Origin of the sequence: Pseudozobellia sp. WGM2 (assembly GCF_017810075.1) — a bacterium.
Lineage (GTDB): Bacteria > Bacteroidota > Bacteroidia > Flavobacteriales > Flavobacteriaceae > JADNYK01.
The window spans coordinates 12,359-35,985 of record NZ_JADNYK010000011.1 but is presented as its reverse complement, the minus strand read 5'-3'; the positions used below and the strand labels follow the sequence as shown (position 1 = coordinate 35,985).

Here is a 23,627-nt window from a genome sequence, read left to right as displayed (position 1 = left end):
TGCTGGATGCCCCAATATGAAATTTTTTTTGAGACCTCACAAAATTTATGAGCACCTTACTTGAAAAGCACATTGTTGAATTACTTCAAGAGCGAAATGAAAAAGCTATTTCGTTATTGTATGAACACTACGGAGACACTTTATTAGGTGTTGCCAATAAGGTGGTTCGTGACGAAGAGTTGGCGCAAGATGTATTACAAGAAAGTTTCGTTAAAATATGGAAAAAATCAGATTCATACGATGTATCAAAAGCCAAACTTTTTACCTGGTTATTTCGTATAACAAGAAATACTGCAATCGATAAATTGCGCAGCGTAAATACAAAAAGTGACAAAGAAATCCAAATCGACGTTTCAGACGTATATAATCTAGGCGTCGATAGCACCAGACCGGAGCTTATGGACGTTAGTGAAAATCTAGATAAGATAGAGCCAAAATATCAGATTGTGTTAGATGCCCTCTTTTTTCAGGGCATGACACAGCAAGAGGCTAGCGATGAACTGGGTATTCCACTGGGAACTATAAAGTCTCGACTTAAAATCGGATTAAGGGAACTCAGAAAAATTTATGTCCCAATATTGCTTTTGGTTTTATCATTGAACCTGATACCATAACATCATGAAACAAAAAATAAAACAATTTTTAGATTCTGACATTCTAGAAAAGTATCTAATAGGTACTACTAGTGAAGAGGAGGCTATGCAAGCTGAGCGCTATATAGCCATGTACCCTGAAGTGAGAGAAGCTTATAATGAACTTCAAGAAAATTTAGAAGCTTATGCCAAGTTACATGCCGTAAAAGCATCCGATGAGCTTCGCGACAAGGTTTTTGCAAGGGTGAGAAAAGAGCATGTAGGCCGTAACAAATTTTACAGAATGGCCATTGCGGCCAGTATAGCTGTTTTAATTTCTGCAGGTGCAAGCTTTTTCTTCTGGGACCAAAATCAAAGTCTTCAGGAAGAGAATGCTATCGTTAACAATAAAATAGACGATTTAGAAGAAACTATGCGCGAGCAGTTAGAAGATGTTCGCAATCAGTTTATCGTTCTTCAAAACCCCGAGACCAAAAAAGTTAGTGTTGAGGGCAATAAAAAGGCCAAAGAGCTTAAGGCCGTAGCTTATATTAACCCGGTCAAGAAACTTTCGTACATTAATGTCAGTAAATTACCGAATTTACCCCAAGACCAATGTTATCAGATGTGGGCCGAAGTCAATGGCAGCATGGTCAACCTAGGTATAATTCATGAAGCCGATAGTCAAGAAAAGTTATTGGCACTACCTTATGCCGACAAAGCCATAAGCTATATTACTATAGAACCCAAGGGTGGCAATCAAACCCCAACGGTTGAAAATATTGTTGCTAATATCGCGTACTAAAATCAACTATAGCACTTATATATCCTCAAGCCTCGAGACTTTTGTTTCGGGGCTTATTTTGTATCTTTGTAGCAAATTGAACGAATTATGAAGTTGATATTATTGACCGTAGGTTTATTGGCTTTGGCATTTGCCGGTATCGCCATTAAAATCTGGTCTAAAAAAGATGGTGAATTCGCAGGTACCTGTGCAAGTCAAAGTCCGTTTTTGAACCAAGAAGGTGAAGCGTGTGGCATGTGCGGTAAACTACCGAGTGAACAAGATTGCAGAAACGAATCTGGGTCAGAATTACAGACCCCCTAACACAAAAAGCCCCCAGCCTTGGCATCACCCGACGATACCCAAGCCACTATAAAAAAAGCGCTTTCGGGTAGCCAAATTGCCTATAGCCACTTGTTGGATAAATTTTGGAACGGAGTCTACGGCTTTCAACTTAAGCGAACCGAAAACGAAAACGACGCCGAAGATATTACCATTCAAACCTTCTCTAAGGCGTTCGACAAATTGAATACGTATAACGAGAAGTACGAGTTTAAAACTTGGCTCATCGCTATTTCGAAGAATATTCACGTAGACCTTATTCGAAAGAGAAAAAAAAGTTTAGAAACAGGTGGAAATCAAGACTCGGTGAGAAAGGTACTCGACGACGCACCATCGGCAGAAGATCTTTTAATTTCAGAGCAAAATCTTGCCAATCTTCTTTCACATATTAAGAAGTTAAAACCCCATTATCAAGAGATTATCAATCTTCGATACTTCAAAGAATTAAGTTACGCCGATATTGCCGAAGAACTTAATGAGCCTATCAACAATGTAAAAGTTAAAATTCTGAGGGCAAAAAAGCTTCTGGCCCAAGTTATTAGGGGTAAAGACACATAAGATAGACTAATACGACGTGAACCCGATGTATCAAATCGGTTATCTCGCTTTAACAACTAACCCTTATTAGTTTCGTATATTTGTACCAAACAGAGTTTAAGTATGAGCACAGACACCGTAGCTAGTGTAGCACCTCCAAAAGGTAAACCAAAATGGTTAAGGGTAAAGCTTCCTACAGGTAAGAAATATACACAATTAAGAGGTCTGGTCGACAAATACGACTTGCATACCATCTGCACATCGGGCAGCTGCCCGAATATGGGCGAATGTTGGGGTGAAGGTACTGCGACCTTCATGATTTTAGGTAATGTATGTACCCGGTCATGCGGTTTTTGTGGCGTTAAAACGGGCCGCCCATCAACGGTTGATTGGGCCGAACCTGAAAAAGTGGCCCGATCTATTAAGATCATGGGTATTAAACATGCAGTTGTTACCTCGGTAGATCGTGATGACTTAAAAGATATGGGTTCTATAATATGGGCGGAAACCGTAAAGGCAATCCGTCGTATGAACCCGAATACCACCCTAGAAACTTTAATTCCTGATTTTCAAGGGATAGAAAGACATATCGATAGAATCGTGAAAGTAGCTCCAGAGGTGGTCTCCCATAACATGGAAACCGTTAAAAGACTCACTCGAGAAGTGCGGATTCAAGCGAAATACGACCGTAGTCTTGAAGTACTTAGATACCTTCGTGACAGCGGTGTAAACCGTACCAAATCGGGCATAATGCTAGGTCTTGGAGAACTTGAGGAAGAAGTTATCGAGACTATGGAAGATCTTCGAAATGCAAAAGTCGACGTTGTAACCATTGGCCAATACTTACAACCCTCAAAAAAACATCTCCCTGTGAAAGAATTTATACTTCCCGAGCAGTTTAAGAAGTACGAAGAAATAGGTTTAAAAATGGGCTTTAGACATGTGGAGAGTGGTGCTTTGGTCAGATCGTCATACAAGGCCCATAAGCATATTGATTAAGTTATTTTGAGCTCCTTTAGGAAGTTTACCTCCCCAAAAATCCATGAAAACAACAAAAATAGGCATCAACGGGTTTGGACGAATTGGTCGCACCCTATTCCGAATGTTGCACAGACATCCCGAGTTACAGGTAACTGCCATTAATGACCTAGCGGATGCCCGAACTTTATCGCACCTTCTGAAATTCGATAGCATTCATGGTGTTTTTGAGTGTGAGGTCGGTTACGATCAGGATCAAATAATCGTTGAAGGGCAGAAAATTGAGCTTACGAACCATCTTTCACCAAAAACAATTGATTGGTCTAGAAATGAAGTTGACATAGTTATTGAATGTTCGGGCAAGTTCAAAACTCGTGATACTCTTATGTATCATATCAAAAATGGGGCAACCAAGGTTATTCTTTCCGCCCCTCCTGCAGATGAGGGCATTCCTATGGTAGTTTTGGGTGTTAATGAAGCTATTATCGAAGAATCTGACGCTATTATATCGAATGCTTCTTGCACGACCAATAACGCCGCTCCAATGATTAAAATTATAGACGAACTATGCGGCATCGAACAAGCTTATATAACTACCATTCATTCTTACACGAGTGATCAAAGTTTGCATGACCAACCTCATCACGATTTAAGAAGGGCCAGGGCAGCAGCGCAATCGATTGTACCTACCACCACCGGTGCGGCAAAGGCACTCACTAAAATTTTTCCCCATTTGGCCAATGTAATCGGTGGTTGCGGCATAAGAGTACCTGTACCGAACGGCTCTCTGACCGATATCACATTCAATGTTAAAAAAGAGACTTCGATAGAAGAAGTTAATGCATCTTTTAAAAAAAATTCGCTTAATGAATTGAAAAACATAATTTTATATACCGAAAACCCGATAGTATCTATCGATATAAACAATAGTTATCACTCTTGTACGTTTGATTCTGAGATGACCTCTGTAATTGGAAAGATGGTAAAAATAATTGGTTGGTATGATAATGAAACCGGTTACAGTAGTAGAATTGTCGATTTAATCCAATTATTGAGACATAAAAATTACGTTTGAAATTTAATTTTAGACATATAGCAACTTACCGTTTAATTCTAGTATTAGTGGTTCTCTTTTCATTTTTAAAGAGTACCGCTCAAGAATCTATACTTGAAACTCAAGACACCCTTGAACTTCAAGACCCCAAAATATATTTCGATAGAGCCCGAATATTTAGCAATCAAGGTCAGACCGATCTAGCACTTGAAGAATTAGAAAAAGCATCGAAAGCGGCAGAAGAAAATGAAGATGTAAAATCTTTGATTAACAGCTACCAAGAACATGCATTGCTTTATTTAAAACTAAATAAAGAAGAAACTACCTATTTTTTCTGGGACCGTGCAAAAGCCTTGCTAAAAGATATCGAATACCCCTATGGCGATGCTATGCAAAAGTATATAGAAGCTATTCTTTTGTTTCATGACGGAAAGAATTTTCAAGCTATATTTTTACTTAATGAAGCCAAGCACCTCAACAACGACCGTAATTTTTTCAATAATGTACTACTGGTAGAGGCCAAGATCTATATGAACCTTGAGAAGTATGAAAGTGCTGCTAAGAACTTTAACTCGCTCATAATCAATACAGACATTTATGAAAGTGAGTTTTTGGCCGCAAAAGCATATTTAGGGCTGGCTCAACTTAATTTTGTAACGGAGAACTTAGAGGAAAGTGCCTCCAACGCTGAGAGTGCTCTAAAACTTGCCAAAGAAAATGCTTTCGCCAAAGAAATTTGGGAAGCCAATGAATTGCTCACAAAGGTCTATGAATCTCTTGGGAAATATGATTCATCATTGGCAAGCAATAAAAATCTACTGCATATTAGAGATTCGTTGTTCAACATTGCCAAAATGAAAACAGAAACGAAGACAGCAGAAAAAATTCAATTCGATTTTATGAGCGATGAAATAAGGCGCCAAGAACAAAAAATCGAAGAATTGAACGAATCTAAAAACCAGTCTGACATTGCCGCTATTCTCACCTCTGCATTGCTGATCATCATAACTCTATTAGCGGTTTCACTTTTTAGAAACAATCAGATAAAGTTAAAAACGAACGATCTTTTACAAACCAAAAACACCGAACTCAAAGGAGCTCGAGATGCAGCGGTTACTGCTATGGAGGCAAAAACAAACTTTTTGTCGACAGTAAGCCATGAATTACGTACTCCTCTTTATGCAGTTACCGGCCTGACTCACCTTCTATTGGAGGAAAACCCTAGTGAAAACCAAAAAGAACATCTTAAAGCACTAAAATTTTCAGGTGATTATTTACTTAACTTCATTAATGACATTCTTCAGATCAACAAAATCGATGCCGACAAGTTAGAGCCGATGAACGTTGAGTTCAATCTCAAAAAGATTTTGCAAGAAGTTATCGATTCACTTCAACAAAGTGCCCACAGTAATGATACCGATATTATTCTGGAGTACGATGAAGATATACCTTCCCATCTAATGAGCGACCCCATTAAGTTGTCGCAGGTATTTATGAACCTTGTGGGTAATGCTCTAAAATTTACTAAAAACGGAGAAGTTAAGGTAATCGCTAATTTGGTGGAGAAAAAAGAGGAAAATGTAAAACTCTACTTTGAGGTCAAAGATAATGGTATCGGAATTTCACGAGATCAACAAGAAAATATTTTCGAAGGTTTTGAGCAGGGATCTATTCAAATTAATCGCGAATACGGTGGTACAGGATTAGGCTTGACAATAGTTAAAAGTTTATTAGGCTTATTCGACAGTAAAATACAATTAGAGAGTAAGTTAGGCGAAGGAAGTTCGTTTTTTTTTGAACTAGACATGAAGAGCAAAGACGCCCTAGTCGATGACGTACCGTTTGAAATATCTGAAAAGGACTTTGAATTTAAAGGGCTGCACCTATTGATTGTTGAAGATAACAAGATCAACCAGGTAATTACCAAGAAAATGCTGACCAAAAAAGAAATCACAAGCGATATAGCCAACAATGGTGGTGAAGCCATCGATTTGGCCAAAGCGAATAAGTACGACGGTATTTTAATGGATATTCATATGCCCGGTATAGGTGGAGAGGAGGCGACGATTGAGATTCGTAAATTCGATAAGATCACACCGATAGTGGCGCTTACCGCAATCTCACTTGACGATAGTTTAGAAAGTTTTTATGCTGCGGGGTGTAACGATGTAATAACCAAACCTTTTAAACCCGAAGTTTTCTACCAGAAAATAGGTGAAAACATTTTTGACAATAAAAACCTAAGAAGTTCGGTTACATAATCTTTTTTAGACCTTCTAACAATAACTGTTCACCATCGTCAAAAAATTTATGGGCAACAGCAATGTAATGTACATTCGATAGGTTGTTCTTTAGACGTACATAATCCTTTTCAGTTGTTAGCACGAATTCCTTTTGAGCTAACATTTCCAGTTCTGCTGAAGTAAAAAAGTGATGATCTTTATACTTCAAATGCTCGAAAGACAGCCCCATCTCCTCTAAATACGAAGTTAAGGGACGTGGATTGGCGATACCTGTGACCAAAGTCACTTTTTTTCCTATCAAATCATTCAATGGGCATTCACTTTCATGACCTACAATCATTTTACTATATGCCAGAAAGCTGAACAAGACTTGTTGATAAGCCTTTAATTTCAGCTTTTCTATAATTTCCTTTCTCTTTTGCAGAGTTAAATCAGAAGGGCACTTCGTTACCACAATGGTATGAGCCCTGTCAGCTTGGCTTTTTGCATCTCGTAAATCTCCTGTGGGCAAATACCAGTCATTAACATACAAATTGTCAAAGGCCGTTAATAAAATATAAAAATCACTTTTTACCTTACGGTGCTGATATGCATCATCTAGCAAGATAATATCTGGGCTACATTCCCGCTCTAAATGTTCAATACCATTTTGTCTGTTAGCGTCGACGGCAACAACCACTTCAGAAAACTTGTTAAAAATCTGAAAAGGTTCGTCACCTATGTCTTCGACGGAACTATTGTCGTTAGCTAGAATAAAGCCCTTCGACTTTCGCATGTACCCTCTACTCAAAATGGCGACCTTGTAATCGCTCTTAAGTTTAGAAATCAAAAACTCGATCATAGGTGTTTTTCCAGTACCGCCTACACTTAGGTTACCTATGCAAACAGTAGGTGTTCGATATGATTTAGAACTAAAAAAACCTTTATCATAGAAGTAATTGCGCAGATGTACTACAAATGCATAAACAATCGAGACAGGAAATAGAATTTTTCTAAGTACTTGCATTAAGGCGAAATTATAATATTTTATCTTTAGACAGCAGAAAAACCTATATGACCGTAAAAGAAGTTAGTACCGTTTTAGAAGAGCTGGCACCACTGGGCTATGCTGAAGATTTTGATAATGTTGGGCTTTTAGTCGGTAACCCAAATTCAGAGGTAACTGGAGTTTTGGTGACTTTAGACACTTTGGAAAGCGTTATTGACGAGGCTATTGCGAACCGGTGTAATCTAATTGTAAGCTTTCACCCTATTATTTTTTCAGGACTCAAAAAAATAACCGGGCGCACATACGTAGAACGTGTAGTGTTAAAGGCCATTCGAAACGATATTGCAATTTACAGTATGCATACCGCACTCGATAATGTTCCGCAGGGCGTAAATGCCAAAATATGCGAAGTACTTGGTATTGCGGATTCTAAAATTTTGATTCCCCAGAAGGGAACTCTCAAAAAACTTACTACTTATGTTCCTCTAGAAAATGTCAATAGTGTAAAAGAAGCCCTGTTCGAAGCAGGTGCAGGTAATATTGGCAAATATAGCAACTGTAGTTTCAGCATAGATGGTATTGGTAATTATAAAGCAGGTTCAGACGCCAATCCGTCAAAAGGCAATGTTGGGGAACTACACTATGAAAAAGAAACGCAGATCAATGTAGTATTCTCTAAAATTCATCAATCTAAAATAATAAAAGCCCTGTTGGACTCTCACCCATATGAAGAAGTAGCTTATGAAATTTCAACTTTAGACAATACAGACCAAAACATAGGTATAGGAATGGTCGGCACCTTGAACGATTCTGTAAACGAAATTGAATTTCTCGAGCATGTGAAGAAAAAAATGAATGCATCTATAGTCAGACATTCAGAGTTGTTGGGGAAACAGATTAAAAAGGTTGCTGTCTTGGGAGGAAGTGGAGCTTTTGCAATTGAAGCCGCAAAATCAGCAGGAGCAGATGTTTACATAACTTCAGACCTAAAGTATCACGAGTTTTACAAAGCTGAAAACAAGATAGTGATCGCCGATATAGGACACTATGAAACAGAACAGTTTACAAAAAATATTTTAGTTGACTATCTTACAAAAAAAATTCCTAATTTTGCAGTCCGTTTATCGGAAAGTAAAACCAATCCCATCAAGTATTTATAAAAATTTATGGCAAAAAAAGAAGAGGCTTCGGTAGAACAAAAACTTAGGGCATTGTATGACCTGCAATTGATTGATTCAAGAGTAGATGAAATACGAAACGTTCGAGGCGAACTACCACTAGAAGTTGAGGATTTGGAAGACGAGGTTCTGGGACTTAAAACCAGAATTGACAAGTTGAAGACCGATGTTGAAACCATTAATTTTGAAATCGGCGCGAAGAAAAACTTGATCGAGGAAGCCAAGACACTTATTAAAAAATACAACGAGCAACAAAAAAACGTTCGTAACAGTAGAGAGTTCAACTCCATCAGTAAAGAGCTAGAGTTTCAAGAGCTTGAAATTCAATTGGCCGAAAAGAACATTAAAGAGTTCAAAGCGCAAATTGAACAAAAGAAAGTGGTTATTTCTGAAACCAAAGAGCGATTAAGTGAGCGTGAGGCACACCTTAAGCACAAAAAGAGTGAACTCGATGCTATTTTGGCCGAGACCGAGAAAGAAGAGCAGTCTTTATTAGAGCAGTCAGAAAAGTACCAAACCGAAATAGAAGAACGTTTGGTAAAGGCTTATGCACGAATTCGCAATAACGTAAAGAATGGCTTGGCCGTTGTACCAATCGAAAGAGGTGCTTCAGGTGGTTCTTTCTTTACCATACCACCTCAGGTTCAGGTTGAAATTGCTTCTCGAAAGAAGATTATCACCGATGAGCATAGTGGTAGAATTTTGGTCGATCCTGTATTGGCTGAAGAAGAGCAAGAAAAAATGCAAAAACTGTTCGCTAAGATGTAACAGTGTTTCATATAAGTAAAAAAGCCGCTCATGAGCGGCTTTTTTTATGCAATAACTTTAGTGAATATTTTGAAATTAAAGTAGTTCCAAAATTTTCTGTTCCACCTCTACACTATCCCATTTATTTTCAATATTGGGTATTTGCATTATTTCTTTCATTACCTTTTCTTGAGCATCCCCGACAGCCAAGGCTTCCGCATAAGGTCGCTCTGAAAATGTTACCCTACTATAGACCGGTATCCACTTATCAGGGTGTTTGGCCGCAAAATGCTTTTCTATCTTTTTTTGAAGTAAAAATTTAGGATCTGCGGTTTTACTGCTCATTTCGACAAAATTACGATAGCTTAATTCTGCAATCGCATCTGCATTTGGCTTTCTATCTTCTTGATATTCTTGAAAAATACGACCCCAGTCATCTCCGTACTTATGAATAAGCTTATTCAAAATATAAATATCTTCAAAACCCGCATTCATTCCTTGACCATAAAAAGGTACTACAGCATGGGCAGAGTCTCCTACCAAAGCGACCTTGTCCCAATACGACCATGGGTAGCACTTCATAGTCACCATCGCACTAGTCGGGTTCTTAAAGAAATCACCAGTCAGGTTTTCGATTTCTTTACGCACATTCGGAAAGTATTCTTTAAAAAAGGCTTTTGCCTCTTCTTTGGTTTTTAGACTTTCAAAAGATACCTCACCTTCGAATGGCAAAAACAAGGTACAGGTGAAACTGCCATCTAGGTTTGGCATAGCTATAAGCATAAACTTACCCCGTGGCCAAATATGAAATGAGTTACTATCAAATTTATGGGTGCCATCGTCATTCGGTGGTATAGAGAGTTCTTTATAACCAACGTCAATAAAATCTTGAGAATAGTCGAATCGGCTACGTCTTTGCATTTTATGACGAACTCTTGAAAAGGCACCATCGCATCCAAAAATCATGTCATACTTGTACTCTTTCCACTCACTTTTTTCAGATTGCCCCGTATAAATTTTAGCTTCCGGCAGGTTAACATCCCAAACTTTCTCTTCGAATCGAAAAGTAACCCCCGCCTCTTCGGCCAAATCGATCATACGTTTGTTCAGTATTCCCCGTGAAATTGACCAAATTGCTTCACCATCTTTACCATATTTCTGAAAATACATGGGTTCGCCGATTACGTGCATCGCCCTTTTATCAAGAGGTATGGCCAAATTTCTGATTTCGTCAGCTATACCTACCTCTTTCAAAGCTCTCCACCCTCTATTGCTCATGGCAAGATTGATTGACCTGCCCGAAAAGGTAATATTTCGTATATCAGGTCTTCGGTCAAAAACCGTTATCGTGTGCCCTAGCCTTTTTAAATAGATAGCCAACAATGATCCAACTAGCCCTGAACCAATAATGGCAATGTTTTTCTGATTTTGAATCATATATAAGATATGCTACCCTAAAATTTGAAAGGGGCTAAAAATGAGATATTTATTAATAAAAGATTCTCTTCTAAAAAATGAATCAGACCTTCATTATTTATTGTTGGCATTTACCATGAAAATCGGCAAATCGAACAAATATAAGGTTTAAACAGCTTTTTATAGCAAAATCAAAAACGATAGATTTAAATACATTCAACTAAAATGCGATAAGGGCCATCGAAAAGCTTTTCTCTAATTTACTTAGTAGTCACAAACAAACAGAATACTACATAGCCATGCATACCTTAAGATTGATTTTAGGCGACCAACTGAACCACAAGCACTCTTGGTTTCAAAAAGTGGACAATAATGTGACCTACATCATCGCAGAGATGAAACAAGAAACAGACTATGTTAAGCATCATATTCAAAAAATCGTCGCTTTTTTTTGCGCCATGCGTAACTTTTCAAGGGAATTAACGCAGAAAGGCCATCGGGTAATTTATCTCAAAATCAATGACCCCAAAAACCCTCAAGACTTAACAAAAGTTATTCAGTACGGCATCGATCGGGCGAACGCCACAAAATTCGAATATCTGCTACCCGATGAATATCGATTAGATCTTCAATTAAATAACACTTGCAAATCGATAAAATTACAAACCGAAGTATTCGACACCGAACATTTTTATACTTCTAGATACGAGGTTAAAAATTTCTTCGCGAATAAAAAGAGCTTGATAATGGAAAGCTTCTATCGCATGATGCGGAAAAAGCATCATATCATGGTCAACAGTGGGCAACCCGAAGGCGGTAAATGGAACTTTGACCAAAGTAACCGTAAAAAATGGAATGGTGAACCCGAAATACCCCATGAACGCGGTTTTAGAAAAGATGTCTCATCCATTTTTGACGATATTGAACAGGTCGATATCAATTACTTCGGGGAGATTGACCCCACCAATTTTAATTGGCCCACTTCGCGCTCAGATAGTCTCTCCGTATTAAATTACTTCGTTCAAAATTTCCTGGTTCATTTTGGTGACTTTCAAGATGCTATGCACACCGATCAGCATTTTCTTTTTCACTCTCGATTGTCCTTTGCTATGAATAGCAAAATGATATCTCCTAAAGAGGTAATTGACAAGGTATTAGATTATTACTACAACCATACCGATGCAATACATATTTCTCAAGTAGAAGGTTTTATACGTCAAATTTTAGGCTGGCGAGAATATATGAGAGGTATTTATTGGAAAGAAATGCCCAATTACGCCAACCTTAACAAGCTCGAGAATAGTAATAAATTGCCCGATTTCTTTTGGACCGCTGATACTAAAATGAACTGCTTAAGGCATAGCATTAAACAAAGCCTGAACGAAGCATACGCCCATCATATTCAGCGCCTGATGATAACCGGCAATTACGCCCTATTAACCATGACCGACCCTGACGAAGTCGATGCTTGGTATCTTGGTATTTACATTGATGCCATAGAATGGGTCGAAATTACCAATACCAGGGGCATGAGTCAGTTTGCCGATGGGGGCATCGTTGGCACCAAACCTTATGTAAGTAGCGCAAACTATATCAACAAAATGAGTAATTATTGTAAGGGTTGCCATTATAGCCACACAAAGAAACTGGGAGAAAACGCTTGCCCATTCAATGCATTATACTGGAACTTTTTAGACGAAAAAAGAAATCACTTTGAGAATAATAACCGTATGGCCATGATGATGAATCTGTTGAACAAGAAAAATAAAAGAGAACTTGAAGATTTAAAAACAAGGGCAAGAGAAATTATAGAGCATCCTGAACGGTTTTAAATTGATTTAATATTCTTTTAACTCTAAGCGGTCATCCATCAAATGTTGTTGATGCGTAAATAAGTTGAACATTCCGCGAAAGCGCCTATATATATCCAAAAAGAAAGTCCTTCACAACTAATTTTGCGAAGGACTTTTTTCATGCTGTTAAAAATAGCTCTATTCTAGTACACCATCAACGATGCCATACTCAATTGACTCTTCAGCATTCATCCAATAATCTCTATCAAAATCTTTTAAGACCTTCTCATAATCTTGTCCGCAGTTATCTGCCAAAATTCTAGCACTCAATTCTTTGGTCTTGATAATCTCTTTGGCCTGTATTTCAATATTCGATGCTTGGCCACGAGCACCACCACTAGGTTGATGTATCATAACTTGCGCATGAGGTTGAATAAACCTTCTCCCCTTCTTGCCTACAGATAATAGTATCGAACCCATAGAAGCCGCTAGACCGGTACAAATGGTCGATACCGGGCTTTTTAGCGATTTGATGGTGTCGTACATGGCAAAGCCAGAGGTTACGTAGCCACCAGGGCTATTAATGAATAATTGAATCTCTTTATTATTTTGCATATCTAAGTACATAAGACGATCGATAACATGTTTGGCGGTATCATCATCGACCATGCCCCATAAGAACACTTTTCTTTCCTCCAATAATTTCTCGTCTATCGTTTCTTGTACTTTTCCTTTTTTAGAACTCATTTTATCTATTTTGATATGCTCAAAATTAAGCAATTTATTTAAATGCCAACACGGGCAGTGCGTCAAGAAATATCACCAAAAGAAATGGTAGATTTATTGGAATTGAATACCCTGAATCCCCTCAACAAGCCTTGATAAGTTTTCCTTCATATCCTATACTTAGGTTCTAAAAGCTGTTATCTTTGAAAAAACCACTCGTCATGAAGAAATATCTATCCGCAATCCTAATCCTTTCTATTGTTATTTTGTCTTGTAAAGAAACTAAGAAGGAAGAGACACAGACTGAAACACCAAAAAAAGAGTTGAGTCTTTTAGAGAAAATAGCCTATGCCAATGGCTACGAAAATTGGAACAATATCGAAGAACTTAAATTCACCTTCAATGTTGATCGCGATACTTCCCATTATGAACGAAGCTGGGTATGGAAACCGAAATCTAATGAAGTTACCGCCATAACCGCAGAAGACACGCTAACCTATAGCCGCAAGGAGATGGACAGTACCGCTTACAAAACCAATGGCAGTTTTATAAACGACAAATATTGGTTAATGGCACCCATAAATATTCTTTGGGATGAAAACGGAAGTTCAACCCAACATTCTACCGATGTGGAAGCTCCTATGAGTAAAAAATCGATGCAAAAATTAACGGTTACCTATGGCCAAGAAGGAGGTTACACCCCTGGTGATGCGTATGATTTTTATTTTGAGGACGATTACATCGTAAAAGAGTGGGTATTTCGCAAAGCGAACCAAGAAGAACCTTCGATGATTACCACTTGGGAAGATTATACCGACGTCGGAGGCCTAAAATTGGCAAAAATGCACAAAAACGAAGATGGAAGCTTCAAACTTTATTTTACAGGCTTAGAGGCAACCACTTCCAAATAATACGATATGTTATTTGCCATAACGGCGCTGAAGTACAATTGTAGCAGAAAGTATAAGTAGTGCACAGCCCAATAATACTATAAAACAGGTTACAAGAGACGATGTGTCGGCTACAAAACCTAAAAGTGGTGGTGCCAATAAAAACCCTGTATAACCAGTACCGGCTATAAACGAGACGCCTTGCGAAGAATCTATACCTTTAACATTGCCCCCGATGCGAAAGACCTCTGGTACAATAACCGAAAAACCAAGTCCGCTCAAGGCAAACCCGATGATAGCCATATAAATATCGGTAGTTAAAACCAGAGCATAGCCTAGCATCACCACAATCGAAGCGATAGTTACCATTTTAATAGAACCTATTTTCGAACTTATACCGTCTCCCAGAAAGCGACCTACGGTCATAGTAACTTGAAAACCAAGAAAACCTGCACCCCAAAGAATTTCAGGTGCCAAACTTATTTCTTTGAGATAAAGTCCGCTCCAGTCCACAATAGCGCCTTCACTGCCCATGGCAACAAAAGAAATAATCCCCAAAAACAACAAAGGTTTAAATAATTTAAGGCTAAAGGCTTCTTTTTCTTCAGTGGCAGCGACCACATCTTTAAAACGCTTATGAAAGAAAGCATTTACGATCAATACCAAAACTACGGCCAACCCCATATGCAGAGGCGGATTATTTAAAGGCCCAATTAAAAAACTACCCAAACCGGCCAAGACCCCGCCCAGACTAAAGAAACCATGAGAGGCCGACATAAACTTCTGTTTATCTTCTTTCTCTATTTCGGTTACCAAAGTGTTCATTGAAATATCTGTAAACCCATTGCATGCCCCAAATAAAAAAAGTGAAAAGGCCAGCAAATAATAATTTGGTGCCAAAAGGGGAAATAGAGCCGCGAAACAACTTAAAATCACACCCGCTCGCGTGGCCTTGCCGACTCCGATACGATTTATAATAATTGAAGCAAAAGGAAATACAATAAAAACACCCAACGCCAAAAAAAATATGGCAATACCCAATTGCGACTTGTCGATATCAAGATTCTCTTTTACCGTGGGGATATAGATGGCCCAAGTACCGAATAGAATATTAATACTCGCAAAAACCCATGAGGGACCAAAGTATCGGGCATTAGTAAAAATTAGAAGCAAAGATTTCATAGTAACCCTATATCTGGTCGACGAATATAATCTAAAAATCGAAAATCTTTCGACTTAGATATGAGCTTAAGACGGCACTATAAATTATCACTTCTTACGGTTTTAACTTAACCAACTCACAATGAACATCTTCGCAAACGTTTGCGAAAACTGTGGTTTTGAGCGTGTAATTATGTAAGATATTTCTTAAAATAAGAGAGCTTTATTGAAAAAAAAATAATATTTTTATGAGTGAAATTTTTGAATTAAAAACGCCAAGCTTAACCTACTTTCTTTTAATTCAATCACTTAAATCAAATTTGCTTAACAATATGAAGTTCAAATTAACTAATGTTAATCTGATTATTATCTCGCTTATATTATTTCTTATCACCAACGTACTACTATGGACATCTGTAGTGAGACGAATTTCGACCTACAAGAAAAACATATATGAAATTGAAGAGGTAAAAGCAACTAATAGGGTAAAGGATGCTGAGAACCAGTTTATGAACCTATTTAAGATAAGCAAAAAAAATATTGCCCTTATTCGCAATATGGTTGAGTTTGAACTTATGGCCGGTGATCCCCCTGAGTCTATTGCAAGAAAATTAGGAGCATTCATTAAACTTGATGACAACTATTTTCAAGCCCGAATAATAGATGATACCGGAAATGAAATTATTAGAGCGGAAATGCAAAACCATTCGCTTCAAATAACAAACCCTGAGAAACTTCAATATAAAGGTGATCGCTACTATTTTCGAGAGGCCCTGAAAGCTGACAAAGGGCAAGTCTATATCTCTCAATTAGATCTGAATATCGAAGATGGTAAAATTGAGCTTCCGCACAGGCCTACCGTTCGTTTTTTTAGTCCGCTGTTTTCAGCTACCAAAAAAATCGGTGTTATCGGGCTAAATCTAAATATTCAAAATTGGTTCGACACCTTTAAGGGAAAGAATATTGGTCTACTCAATGCATCGAATGAAATATATTACGATGAAAATCAAGAACTTTATAGTGAATTTACCGAAGATTTAGATAAGGTCGATGAAAACGGAAAATCAGAATATTTCTATAAAAAAATAAGTCTAGATGGTGCACAAACCTGGACACTTTATACTCGAAATAATACTGCATTGATCAGTAGTAAGCTGGCAAAATTCAAAAGAGATACTTATAAAAACGCGGCCATGCTTTCTGCAGGTGTTCTTTTTTTACTCATCGTTACCTACTTTCTAAATAAAAATTATATTAAAATATCACAGTTGAACAAGAGTATCGAAAATCAACTAGTAGAAAGAGATACACTTATCAAAGAAATACATCATAGAGTAAAAAATAACCTTCAAGTAGTAGCTAGTCTATTGAGCTTGCAATCGAGTTTCATCAAAGACGAAACCATAAAAATGCTATTTAGGTATAGCCAGTACCGAATTAACTCTATGGGTATGGTTCATGAAATGCTATATAAGAGTGGTGACCTAAGCAAAATAGACTACAACACCTACATCAATGAAATGGTTACGGCCCTTATACAGTCGATGAAAGGTAGGGACAACGATATAGCCTTAGAGACCGAAATCGATAACATTTACCTTAATATCGACACTTCGATACCCCTAGGCCTTATTATAAATGAGATAATTACCAATTCTCTTAAGTATGGTTTTCAAGACACTAAAAAAGGAGTGATTTTTATAAGATTGGAGAAAGTTCAATCATCCGGTTACAATTATAAAATGGTGATCAGCGATAATGGATCCGGTTTTCCTGCGGACGTTAATTTTAGAAACACCAAATCGTTAGGCTTGAAACTAATTCACAAATTAGTGCTGCAATTACGAGGAAATATTGAAAAAGATAACTCAAAACCGGGCACCTATTACATTATAAGCTTTAAAGAAATTGAGCAGATATCTTAGATAGAAATTTTAAAATTTTGATGAATAATTGATTATATGGATTTAAGTATTTTAATCGTAGAAGATAATTTTATCATCCAAATGTTTTTAGAAGAAGCCTTGACCACCTTAGGTCATGAAGTGCTGGGAGCTGTCGACACCGGTGCCGATACTCTTTCTTTTATCGAGACCAACACCCCGAACATTATATTTTTAGATATTGGGCTATCAGGCTCTTTAAGCGGTATTGATTTAGCGCAAACGATAAAAGACAAATATCAAATACCATTTGTTTTCCTAACGGGAAATTCAGACCGGCCTACCCTAGAACGTGCCCGCAAAACCGACCCTTTGCACATTATCAGTAAACCTATTGATGAAGACAAACTAAAAGAAGAAATGCTTTTTATTACTGAAAAACTAAGGAGCCGAATTGTTTAAAATAGTCGATTTCTATATTAAGACACTACCTCTCATGCCAGAGAGCGTATACCTTGTTTCAGAATTTGGCCAAACCTGAACATATCTTCAAAAGAACAATAGAAGGGCGCAGGCGCCAAGCGTATTACGTTAGGCTCTCGCCAATCGATAACAACACCGTTCTTCATTAAATAATCGAAAAGTTCTTTACCTTGACCATGCAAAAAAACAGATAATTGACAGCCTCGATCTTCAGGTGTAATTATTTCAAAGGATCCTTCGGTCTGTTTATCTATTTCAGTCAGAACATATTCTAGATATGATACAATAAGATTTCGTTTATCTATGAGCGCCTTCATACCCACTTCTTCAAACATCTCTAAAGAAGCTAAATACGGTGCTAATGACAATACCGGCGGATTACTTAGTTGCCAAGCATCGGCAGACGCTGGTGCTTCGAATTCGGGTTTCATCAAAAACCGAGAATCTTTTTTGGTGCCCCACCATCCTTCGAAACGATTGATGTCTTTTTTATCTAAATGCTTCTCATGAATAAAAATTCCCGAAGCATTGCCCGGGCCACTATTCATATATTTATAACTGCACCAAGCTGCAAAATCTGCATTCCAATCATGAAGCTTTAGCTCGATATTACCAGCAGCATGCGCAAGGTCCCAGCCTACCATAGCGCCAACTTTTTTACCCGCTGTTGTAATGGTTTCCATATCGAAAACCTGCCCATTATAATAATTGACCCCACCGATAAGAACCAGGGCCAACTCATCACCTGTATCTTCGATAACTTTTAAGATATCTTCTGTATGCCAATGGTTCTCGCCTTCTCTCTTTTTTACCTCTACAATTGCCTCTTCAGGTGTAAAACCATGATGCCTCACCTGACTTTGCAACATGTATTGATCGGAAGGAAATGCCTTTTCTTCACAAATAATCTTGTAACGCTCTTTAGTAGGCCTGTAAAAGGTTACCATAAGCAAATGTAAATTGACGGTCAGTGTGTTCATCGCACAGACCTCTTCTGGCTTTGCCCCTACGACTTTTGCCATAGGTTCCGCTAACCGCTCATGATAGTCCCACCAAGGCTTTTTCGAGTGAAAATGGCCTTCGACTGCCAACTCTGCCCAATCGGTCATAATCTCATCAATGTAGTTTTTGGTACGTTTGGGTTGCAACCCCAAAGAGTTTCCCGTGAAATAGATGGCTTGCTTTCCATTTACTTGAGGAAAATGAAATTCATCTCTATATTTTGCCAAAGAATCGGCTTTATCGAGCGACTGGGCAAACCCAAGCGTATTTTCAAACTGCATAGAAAAAAGTTTATTCAAAAATACGATTATGATGCCGATTCCGTAGGCCCTTCGTCAAGTTTGTCATCTTCTAATCGCATCTCGATTATATGCTTTTTAAAACCTGCTTTTTCATAAGCTTTTACAGCTCCCAAATTTTCTTGATATACGGTCAATCGAACTTCTTTAACCCCTCTGTTGTATGACCACTCTCGCAAGGCGTCAACAATTTTTCGATTTAAACCCATACCTCTGCACTCTGGATCGGTATACATAAAGCCTAGATAAGCATACACCTCATGGTCTAAATAATGTCTTGCTTCCCGTATTTTAGCATAGCCCGAAGCTACAAGCTTATCTTTGTTCTCGATGACCAATACTTCTGCCTCATCACTAAGAATTAATTCTTCAATATCGTAATAGCTGATTTGGCCCTTTCTTATGGTGGGGTCGAACCGCCGCTCTGCCCGAATAATTTCTTGTTCAAATCTTAAAAGATGTTCTAAATCTGAGACCGTGGCTTTTCTTAAAAAAAATTCTCCCATTAATCAACTTCTTGTTTGTACTGTGTTCGAAGTTCTAAAGTACTATATATTTGCACAAAAAGTGATATGCACTTTCTATCGCCGGTATTGGAGAATTACATACAGAGCAACTCGGAAGATGAACCAAAAATACTTCAAGAACTCACCCGAGAAACACACTTAAAAATACTGAGACCTCGAATGCTTACCGGGCATTTTCAAGGTAGAGTGTTGAGTATGCTCTCAAAAATTATTGCACCAAAAAATATTTTAGAAATAGGCACCTATACTGGCTATTCAGCTATTTGCTTGGCCGAAGGTATGCAACCAGATGGTCAGCTACACACCATTGATATCAATGAAGAACTTCAAGATATTCAAAGAAAATATTTTGATAAAAGCGGCTACGGAAGTCAAATATCGCAGCACACTGGAGACGCCAAATCGATAATACCTAAACTAGATATCACCTTTGACCTCGTTTTTATAGATGCTGAAAAAAAAGATTATCCCGAGTATTTCGAACTTGTACTCGAAAAAACACGGCCGGGAAGCGTTATTCTATCCGATAATGTGCTTTGGTCGGGCAAAGTGGTAGAACCTGTCGACAAAAAAGATAAAGTGACCCCTATACTACTAAACTATAATAAGATATTGAAGGAAGACAAAAGGGTAGAAACAGTTCTCTTACCGGTCAGGGATGGCCTAACCCTAACGAGGGTGCTATAAATCGCGTATAGAGCATATAGAAGAAAATGGCCGAAAGAACACCCACCGTACTACCTACAATAATATCTACTGGAAAATGAACCCCGACGAATATTCTGCTCATTACAAAAATTAAGGGCCATATATAAAACAACCAGCTCCACTTAAATCGGTTTTTCAGAAACAACACTACCAAGGTCGTAATAGAGAAAGAACTAGAGGAATGACCAGAGAAAAAGCTATAGGTCGTTGGCGTCTTTAAGATTCGGATAAGGGTATTAATTTCCTCATCATTATTGGGTCGTAAGCGTGCAACCGAATATTTTGTGAGATCGGTAATCGTACTTACAAAAAGTGCCATCACCAATATAGTACCGATTACGAAGAAAGCTTCCCGCTTCGGATATTTTATGAAAATCAATACGATAAATAGAATAAAAAGGGGAATCCAAGTATTGAAATTGGTTACAGTAGTCCAGAAAACATCATAATCCTCTATACCTAGGTTATTGAGATAGACAAAAGTATCACTGTCCCATTTAAGAATCTTTTCAAGAATCTTTTCGAGCAAATCTAGTTTCTTTTGATGGTTCCCGTAACGTCGTCAACGTTCTTCTTTACCTCGTCGATTTCTTTTTTAATATCAGTACCAATACCTGAAGTCAGGTTTTCTTTTACGTCATTGATATCCTTTTTGATATCATCGACAAAACTGGTATCTATGCCTTGCTTATCAGCACTTTTTTGAATTTCACGCTTAATATCTTCGGTTGCATCTTTAAGTTGGCGCATACCGCTACCAAGGCCCTTTGCAATACCCGGAATCTTATCGGCACCGAATACCATGACCACAATAAACATGATAAAGAATATCTCTCCACCACTAATAAAAAGAAATTGCATCAAATACATAAGACAAATATAGTGAAGATTGTGTTCGTTGCATAAAAAGACCCGCTAGGTTTTTTTATTACCGCTTCCATTGGGTAAAGTAAAGAATCTAACGGGTCTTATATCAATAAAAAAATATCGAATTATTTACCCTTGATATTCTCCTTCATCTCATCAAACTCTGACGGAGTTTCTTTTGAAGGCCAAGCATTATTGGTGACGTCTATATCGGCAGTCTCCATTTTAGGGTCGACTACTATACCCGTAAGCTCAACCTGAGAGGAAATTACGACACTTACCTCTTTATCGTTCTTACGCCATATTTCTGCGGGGTAAGTAATATTTTTAGTTGTGCCATCGGCATAGGTATACTCAGCGATCAATGGCATGGGAATGCCACCTGGTTTATCGTAGGTTACCTCATAAAAATACTTAGGCTCTTTTACCGCGGCTCTCTCTGCTTCGGTCAAATTGTCCATCATGAACTCTTTCAAGGTCTTTGAACTTTCGGTCGGTGCCTTTCCCTTTAGGTTCGGGTCGGCATCTTCACTACCTTCTTCTGCCAAATAAACTAATGGAGGCAATTCAGCTTCCGTAATGTTACGGGCGGCCATATATTCTTGCATTTTTTTACTTGGCTTGTCGGTCACATAGTATTTTTTGATTCCCTTCACGCCAATATCCACATAATCCGTAGTGTAAAACCATCCTCTCCAATACCAATCAAGGTCAACGGCCGAAGCGTCTTCCATCGTTCTGAAAAAATCTTCCGGTGTTGGGTGTTTAAATTTCCATCGTTGAGAATACGTCTTAAAGGCATGGTCAAAAAGTTCTCTTCCCATTACCGTTTCTCGTAAAATATTCAAGGCCGTAGCTGGTTTTCCGTAGGCATTTGGTCCTAGCTGATAAACATTTTCAGGGTTGGACATGATGGGAGCGATAGTACTCTGGTCACCGCTCATATAAGGCACGATTTTAGAGGGTTCTCCCCTACGCGATGGATATTTGCTATTGGGCGCAATAGCTTCCGGATAAATTTCACCGAATTCTTGTTCGGCCACAAACTGCATAAAGGTATCTAGACCTTCGTCCATCCAACCCCACTGACGCTCGTCGGAGTTCACGATCATCGGAAAGAAGTTGTGCCCCACTTCGTGGATGATTACACTGATCATACCATATTTTACACGATCAGAATAGGAACCATCTTCATTAGGTCTGCCATAGTTCCAGCATATCATCGGGTACTCCATACCCTGGTTCTTTGCATGAACGGAAATTGCCTTGGGGTAAGGGTAATCAAAGGTATGCGACGAGTACGATTTTAAGGTATGCGCCACTGCCTTGGTCGAATACTCTTCCCATAGCGGATTACCTTCTTTTGGGTACATTGAAATAGCCATTACATCACGATTGCCCAGTTTAACGGCTTGCATATCCCAAATAAACTTACGCGAAGTGGCAAAACCGTAATCACGTACGTTCTTAGCTTTAAACTTCCAGGTTTTTTTCTTTTCTGAAACATTCTTTTCAGCTGCTTCGGCCTCTTCTTGGGTAACGATCAATACCGGCTTGTCGTACGACTTTTTCGCTTTTTCGTAACGATTCATCATTTCCTTTGAAAAAACATCTTTCCGGTTTTGGAGTACTCCGGTCGCATCGAGCACATGATCATCGGGTACTGTTATGTTCACTTCGTAATCACCGAAAGGGAGCGCAAACTCACCACTACCCCAGAATTGATGGTTTTGCCAACCTTCTACATCGCTATATACTGCCATTCTCGGAAAAAACTGTGCAATCACATAGGCACGGTTGCCATCTTCAGGAAAATATTCGTACCCTGAACGTGCCCTATTAACGGTATGGTCTGGTATATTGTAGTTCCATTTAATAGAAAATGAAATTTGTTCTTTGCTCTTTAAGGGTTGCGGAATATCAATACGCATCATCGTTTGGTTGACCGTATATTTCAAAGGTTTGCCATTGGCATCTTTAACATGTTCGATTACGAATCCACCATCGAAAGGTTCTGTAATATATTTTTGGACAAAACTACCGGCTTGCTCTGCCATAGGTACCCCACCACCATCTCTTAAAGGTGATTTGGAGGTTTTGGCCCTTACATTCTGATCTAACTGAACCCATAGGTATTCTAGGTTATCGGGTGAGTTATTGGTATAGGTAATGGTCTCTTCCCCATAAATTTTGGCATTTTTGTCATCGAGTTCGATATCCATAACATAATCTGCCTGTTGTTGGTAGTAATCAGGACCTGGCGCCCCTGAAGCAGACCGGTAGGCGTTGGGGGTTGCAAATTCTTCATAAAGCTGCTTGAACTTGCTTTGGTTGTAGTGACCCGGTTCTCTTTCTTGTTTCATTTGCTGCTCTTGAGCGCTTGATAAAGTAGCGAACAAAAAGAGAGCGGAAAAAATGTGATACTTGAATTTGTTCATATTCTTCGTTA

At 38.4% G+C, this 23,627-nt stretch carries 23 protein-coding genes; 14 read left to right on the top strand and 9 right to left on the bottom strand.

Annotation, left to right across the window (positions count from 1 at the left end; all coding sequences use genetic code 11):
• Positions 1-47: 47 nt before the first annotated feature.
• The 7 genes from IV512_RS18680 (at position 48) to IV512_RS18650 (ending at position 6,528) form a co-directional block, all read left to right on the top strand.
• The gene (locus IV512_RS18680) at positions 48-614 is read left to right on the top strand and encodes an RNA polymerase sigma factor (RefSeq protein WP_209406136.1); all 567 of its coding nucleotides are present in this window, start codon (positions 48-50) and stop codon (positions 612-614) included.
• A gap of 4 nt (positions 615-618) precedes the next feature.
• Positions 619-1,377, top strand: coding sequence for an anti-sigma factor domain-containing protein (locus tag IV512_RS18675; RefSeq protein ID WP_209406134.1), 759 nt, complete (start codon positions 619-621; stop codon positions 1,375-1,377).
• Positions 1,378-1,464: 87 nt separating this feature from the next.
• Positions 1,465-1,680, top strand: coding sequence for a membrane or secreted protein (locus IV512_RS18670; RefSeq protein ID WP_209406132.1), 216 nt, complete (start codon positions 1,465-1,467; stop codon positions 1,678-1,680).
• 18 nt (positions 1,681-1,698) lie between these two features.
• Positions 1,699-2,256, top strand: coding sequence for an RNA polymerase sigma factor (locus IV512_RS18665; RefSeq protein ID WP_209406131.1), 558 nt, complete (start codon positions 1,699-1,701; stop codon positions 2,254-2,256).
• Positions 2,257-2,358: 102 nt separating this feature from the next.
• Positions 2,359-3,234 (top strand): lipoyl synthase, encoded by an 876-nt coding sequence (gene lipA / locus IV512_RS18660; RefSeq protein WP_100871269.1) that lies wholly within the window; start codon positions 2,359-2,361, stop codon positions 3,232-3,234.
• Positions 3,235-3,277: 43 nt separating this feature from the next.
• Positions 3,278-4,288: a type I glyceraldehyde-3-phosphate dehydrogenase gene (gene gap / locus IV512_RS18655; RefSeq protein ID WP_209406129.1), complete on the top strand. Its 1,011-nt coding sequence runs from the start codon at positions 3,278-3,280 to the stop codon at positions 4,286-4,288.
• On the top strand, positions 4,285-6,528 hold the full coding sequence (locus tag IV512_RS18650; protein ID WP_209406127.1) for an ATP-binding protein: 2,244 nt from the start codon (positions 4,285-4,287) through the stop codon (positions 6,526-6,528). Before gap ends, IV512_RS18650 begins: the two co-directional genes overlap by 4 nt.
• Here IV512_RS18650 and lpxK read toward each other — a convergent pair.
• The gene (gene lpxK / locus IV512_RS18645; RefSeq protein WP_209406125.1) at positions 6,521-7,516 is read right to left on the bottom strand and encodes a tetraacyldisaccharide 4'-kinase; all 996 of its coding nucleotides are present in this window, start codon (positions 7,514-7,516) and stop codon (positions 6,521-6,523) included. The two genes, IV512_RS18650 and lpxK, sit on opposite strands and share 8 nt — an antisense overlap.
• Before the next feature lie 47 nt (positions 7,517-7,563).
• Here lpxK and IV512_RS18640 point away from each other — a divergent pair, with 47 nt between their 5' ends.
• Together IV512_RS18640 and IV512_RS18635 are read left to right on the top strand one after the other, a co-directional pair.
• Positions 7,564-8,658 carry a Nif3-like dinuclear metal center hexameric protein gene (locus IV512_RS18640; RefSeq protein WP_209406123.1) on the top strand — a complete coding sequence of 365 codons (1,095 nt, stop codon included), beginning with the start codon at positions 7,564-7,566 and terminating at the stop codon, positions 8,656-8,658.
• A gap of 6 nt (positions 8,659-8,664) precedes the next feature.
• Positions 8,665-9,444, top strand: coding sequence for a zinc ribbon domain-containing protein (locus IV512_RS18635; protein ID WP_100871264.1), 780 nt, complete (start codon positions 8,665-8,667; stop codon positions 9,442-9,444).
• Positions 9,445-9,519: 75 nt separating this feature from the next.
• Here the strand turns inward: IV512_RS18635 and IV512_RS18630 are convergent, their stop codons facing one another.
• Positions 9,520-10,860, bottom strand: a complete 1,341-nt coding sequence (locus IV512_RS18630; protein WP_209406120.1) for an NAD(P)/FAD-dependent oxidoreductase — start codon at positions 10,858-10,860, stop codon at positions 9,520-9,522.
• Positions 10,861-11,138: 278 nt separating this feature from the next.
• Here IV512_RS18630 and IV512_RS18625 point away from each other — a divergent pair, with 278 nt between their 5' ends.
• Positions 11,139-12,671, top strand: coding sequence for a cryptochrome/photolyase family protein (locus IV512_RS18625; RefSeq protein WP_209406118.1), 1,533 nt, complete (start codon positions 11,139-11,141; stop codon positions 12,669-12,671).
• Positions 12,672-12,830: 159 nt separating this feature from the next.
• Here the strand turns inward: IV512_RS18625 and IV512_RS18620 are convergent, their stop codons facing one another.
• On the bottom strand, positions 12,831-13,379 hold the full coding sequence (locus tag IV512_RS18620; RefSeq protein ID WP_100871261.1) for a ClpP family protease: 549 nt from the start codon (positions 13,377-13,379) through the stop codon (positions 12,831-12,833).
• Between the two features lie 200 nt (positions 13,380-13,579).
• Here IV512_RS18620 and IV512_RS18615 point away from each other — a divergent pair, with 200 nt between their 5' ends.
• Positions 13,580-14,269, top strand: a complete 690-nt coding sequence (locus tag IV512_RS18615) for a hypothetical protein (RefSeq protein ID WP_209406116.1) — start codon at positions 13,580-13,582, stop codon at positions 14,267-14,269.
• 9 nt (positions 14,270-14,278) lie between these two features.
• On the opposite strand, the gene IV512_RS18610 is transcribed toward IV512_RS18615, so the two are convergent.
• Positions 14,279-15,430 (bottom strand): MFS transporter, encoded by a 1,152-nt coding sequence (locus IV512_RS18610; RefSeq protein WP_209406114.1) that lies wholly within the window; start codon positions 15,428-15,430, stop codon positions 14,279-14,281.
• A gap of 311 nt (positions 15,431-15,741) precedes the next feature.
• Between IV512_RS18610 and IV512_RS18605 the strand changes: the two genes are divergently transcribed.
• Positions 15,742-17,334, top strand: a complete 1,593-nt coding sequence (locus IV512_RS18605; RefSeq protein ID WP_209406112.1) for a sensor histidine kinase — start codon at positions 15,742-15,744, stop codon at positions 17,332-17,334.
• A gap of 36 nt (positions 17,335-17,370) precedes the next feature.
• Positions 17,371-17,754, top strand: coding sequence for a response regulator (locus IV512_RS18600; RefSeq protein ID WP_209406110.1), 384 nt, complete (start codon positions 17,371-17,373; stop codon positions 17,752-17,754).
• Positions 17,755-17,786: 32 nt separating this feature from the next.
• Here IV512_RS18600 and kynU read toward each other — a convergent pair whose 3' ends face one another.
• Together kynU and IV512_RS18590 are read right to left on the bottom strand one after the other, a co-directional pair.
• On the bottom strand, positions 17,787-19,058 hold the full coding sequence (gene kynU / locus IV512_RS18595) for a kynureninase (protein WP_209406108.1): 1,272 nt from the start codon (positions 19,056-19,058) through the stop codon (positions 17,787-17,789).
• Between the two features lie 26 nt (positions 19,059-19,084).
• Positions 19,085-19,582: a GNAT family N-acetyltransferase gene (locus IV512_RS18590; RefSeq protein ID WP_209406106.1), complete on the bottom strand. Its 498-nt coding sequence runs from the start codon at positions 19,580-19,582 to the stop codon at positions 19,085-19,087.
• Positions 19,583-19,648: 66 nt separating this feature from the next.
• Between IV512_RS18590 and IV512_RS18585 the strand changes: the two genes are divergently transcribed.
• On the top strand, positions 19,649-20,290 hold the full coding sequence (locus IV512_RS18585; RefSeq protein ID WP_209406104.1) for an O-methyltransferase: 642 nt from the start codon (positions 19,649-19,651) through the stop codon (positions 20,288-20,290).
• Here the strand turns inward: IV512_RS18585 and IV512_RS18580 are convergent.
• From IV512_RS18580 to IV512_RS18570, 3 genes are all read right to left on the bottom strand, one after another.
• Positions 20,256-20,840, bottom strand: coding sequence for a phosphatase PAP2 family protein (locus IV512_RS18580; RefSeq protein ID WP_245224959.1), 585 nt, complete (start codon positions 20,838-20,840; stop codon positions 20,256-20,258). The genes IV512_RS18585 and IV512_RS18580 overlap by 35 nt on opposite strands.
• A gap of 2 nt (positions 20,841-20,842) precedes the next feature.
• Entirely contained in the window at positions 20,843-21,172 is a 330-nt protein-coding gene (locus IV512_RS18575) for a twin-arginine translocase TatA/TatE family subunit (protein WP_209406102.1), read from the bottom strand.
• 131 nt (positions 21,173-21,303) lie between these two features.
• Complete coding sequence (locus tag IV512_RS18570; RefSeq protein WP_209406100.1) at positions 21,304-23,616, bottom strand: M1 family metallopeptidase; 2,313 nt, start codon at positions 23,614-23,616, stop codon at positions 21,304-21,306.
• Positions 23,617-23,627 lie beyond the last annotated feature (11 nt).

Bases quoted from the DNA above. Each gene is read 5' to 3' on its own strand.
- IV512_RS18680 (WP_209406136.1), top strand. From the start codon at position 48: ATGAGCACCTTACTTGAAAAGCACATTGTTGAATTACTTCAAGAGCGA.
- IV512_RS18675 (WP_209406134.1), top strand. From the start codon at position 619: ATGAAACAAAAAATAAAACAATTTTTAGATTCTGACATTCTAGAAAAG.
- IV512_RS18670 (WP_209406132.1), top strand. From the start codon at position 1,465: ATGAAGTTGATATTATTGACCGTAGGTTTATTGGCTTTGGCATTTGCC.
- lipA (WP_100871269.1), top strand. From the start codon at position 2,359: ATGAGCACAGACACCGTAGCTAGTGTAGCACCTCCAAAAGGTAAACCA.
- gap (WP_209406129.1), top strand. From the start codon at position 3,278: ATGAAAACAACAAAAATAGGCATCAACGGGTTTGGACGAATTGGTCGC.
- lpxK (WP_209406125.1), bottom strand. From the start codon at position 7,516: ATGCAAGTACTTAGAAAAATTCTATTTCCTGTCTCGATTGTTTATGCA.
- IV512_RS18640 (WP_209406123.1), top strand. From the start codon at position 7,564: ATGACCGTAAAAGAAGTTAGTACCGTTTTAGAAGAGCTGGCACCACTG.
- IV512_RS18635 (WP_100871264.1), top strand. From the start codon at position 8,665: ATGGCAAAAAAAGAAGAGGCTTCGGTAGAACAAAAACTTAGGGCATTG.
- IV512_RS18630 (WP_209406120.1), bottom strand. From the start codon at position 10,860: ATGATTCAAAATCAGAAAAACATTGCCATTATTGGTTCAGGGCTAGTT.
- IV512_RS18625 (WP_209406118.1), top strand. From the start codon at position 11,139: ATGCATACCTTAAGATTGATTTTAGGCGACCAACTGAACCACAAGCAC.
- IV512_RS18620 (WP_100871261.1), bottom strand. From the start codon at position 13,379: ATGAGTTCTAAAAAAGGAAAAGTACAAGAAACGATAGACGAGAAATTA.
- IV512_RS18615 (WP_209406116.1), top strand. From the start codon at position 13,580: ATGAAGAAATATCTATCCGCAATCCTAATCCTTTCTATTGTTATTTTG.
- IV512_RS18610 (WP_209406114.1), bottom strand. From the start codon at position 15,430: ATGAAATCTTTGCTTCTAATTTTTACTAATGCCCGATACTTTGGTCCC.
- IV512_RS18605 (WP_209406112.1), top strand. From the start codon at position 15,742: ATGAAGTTCAAATTAACTAATGTTAATCTGATTATTATCTCGCTTATA.
- IV512_RS18600 (WP_209406110.1), top strand. From the start codon at position 17,371: ATGGATTTAAGTATTTTAATCGTAGAAGATAATTTTATCATCCAAATG.
- kynU (WP_209406108.1), bottom strand. From the start codon at position 19,058: ATGCAGTTTGAAAATACGCTTGGGTTTGCCCAGTCGCTCGATAAAGCC.
- IV512_RS18590 (WP_209406106.1), bottom strand. From the start codon at position 19,582: ATGGGAGAATTTTTTTTAAGAAAAGCCACGGTCTCAGATTTAGAACAT.
- IV512_RS18585 (WP_209406104.1), top strand. From the start codon at position 19,649: ATGCACTTTCTATCGCCGGTATTGGAGAATTACATACAGAGCAACTCG.
- IV512_RS18575 (WP_209406102.1), bottom strand. From the start codon at position 21,172: ATGCAATTTCTTTTTATTAGTGGTGGAGAGATATTCTTTATCATGTTT.
- IV512_RS18570 (WP_209406100.1), bottom strand. From the start codon at position 23,616: ATGAACAAATTCAAGTATCACATTTTTTCCGCTCTCTTTTTGTTCGCT.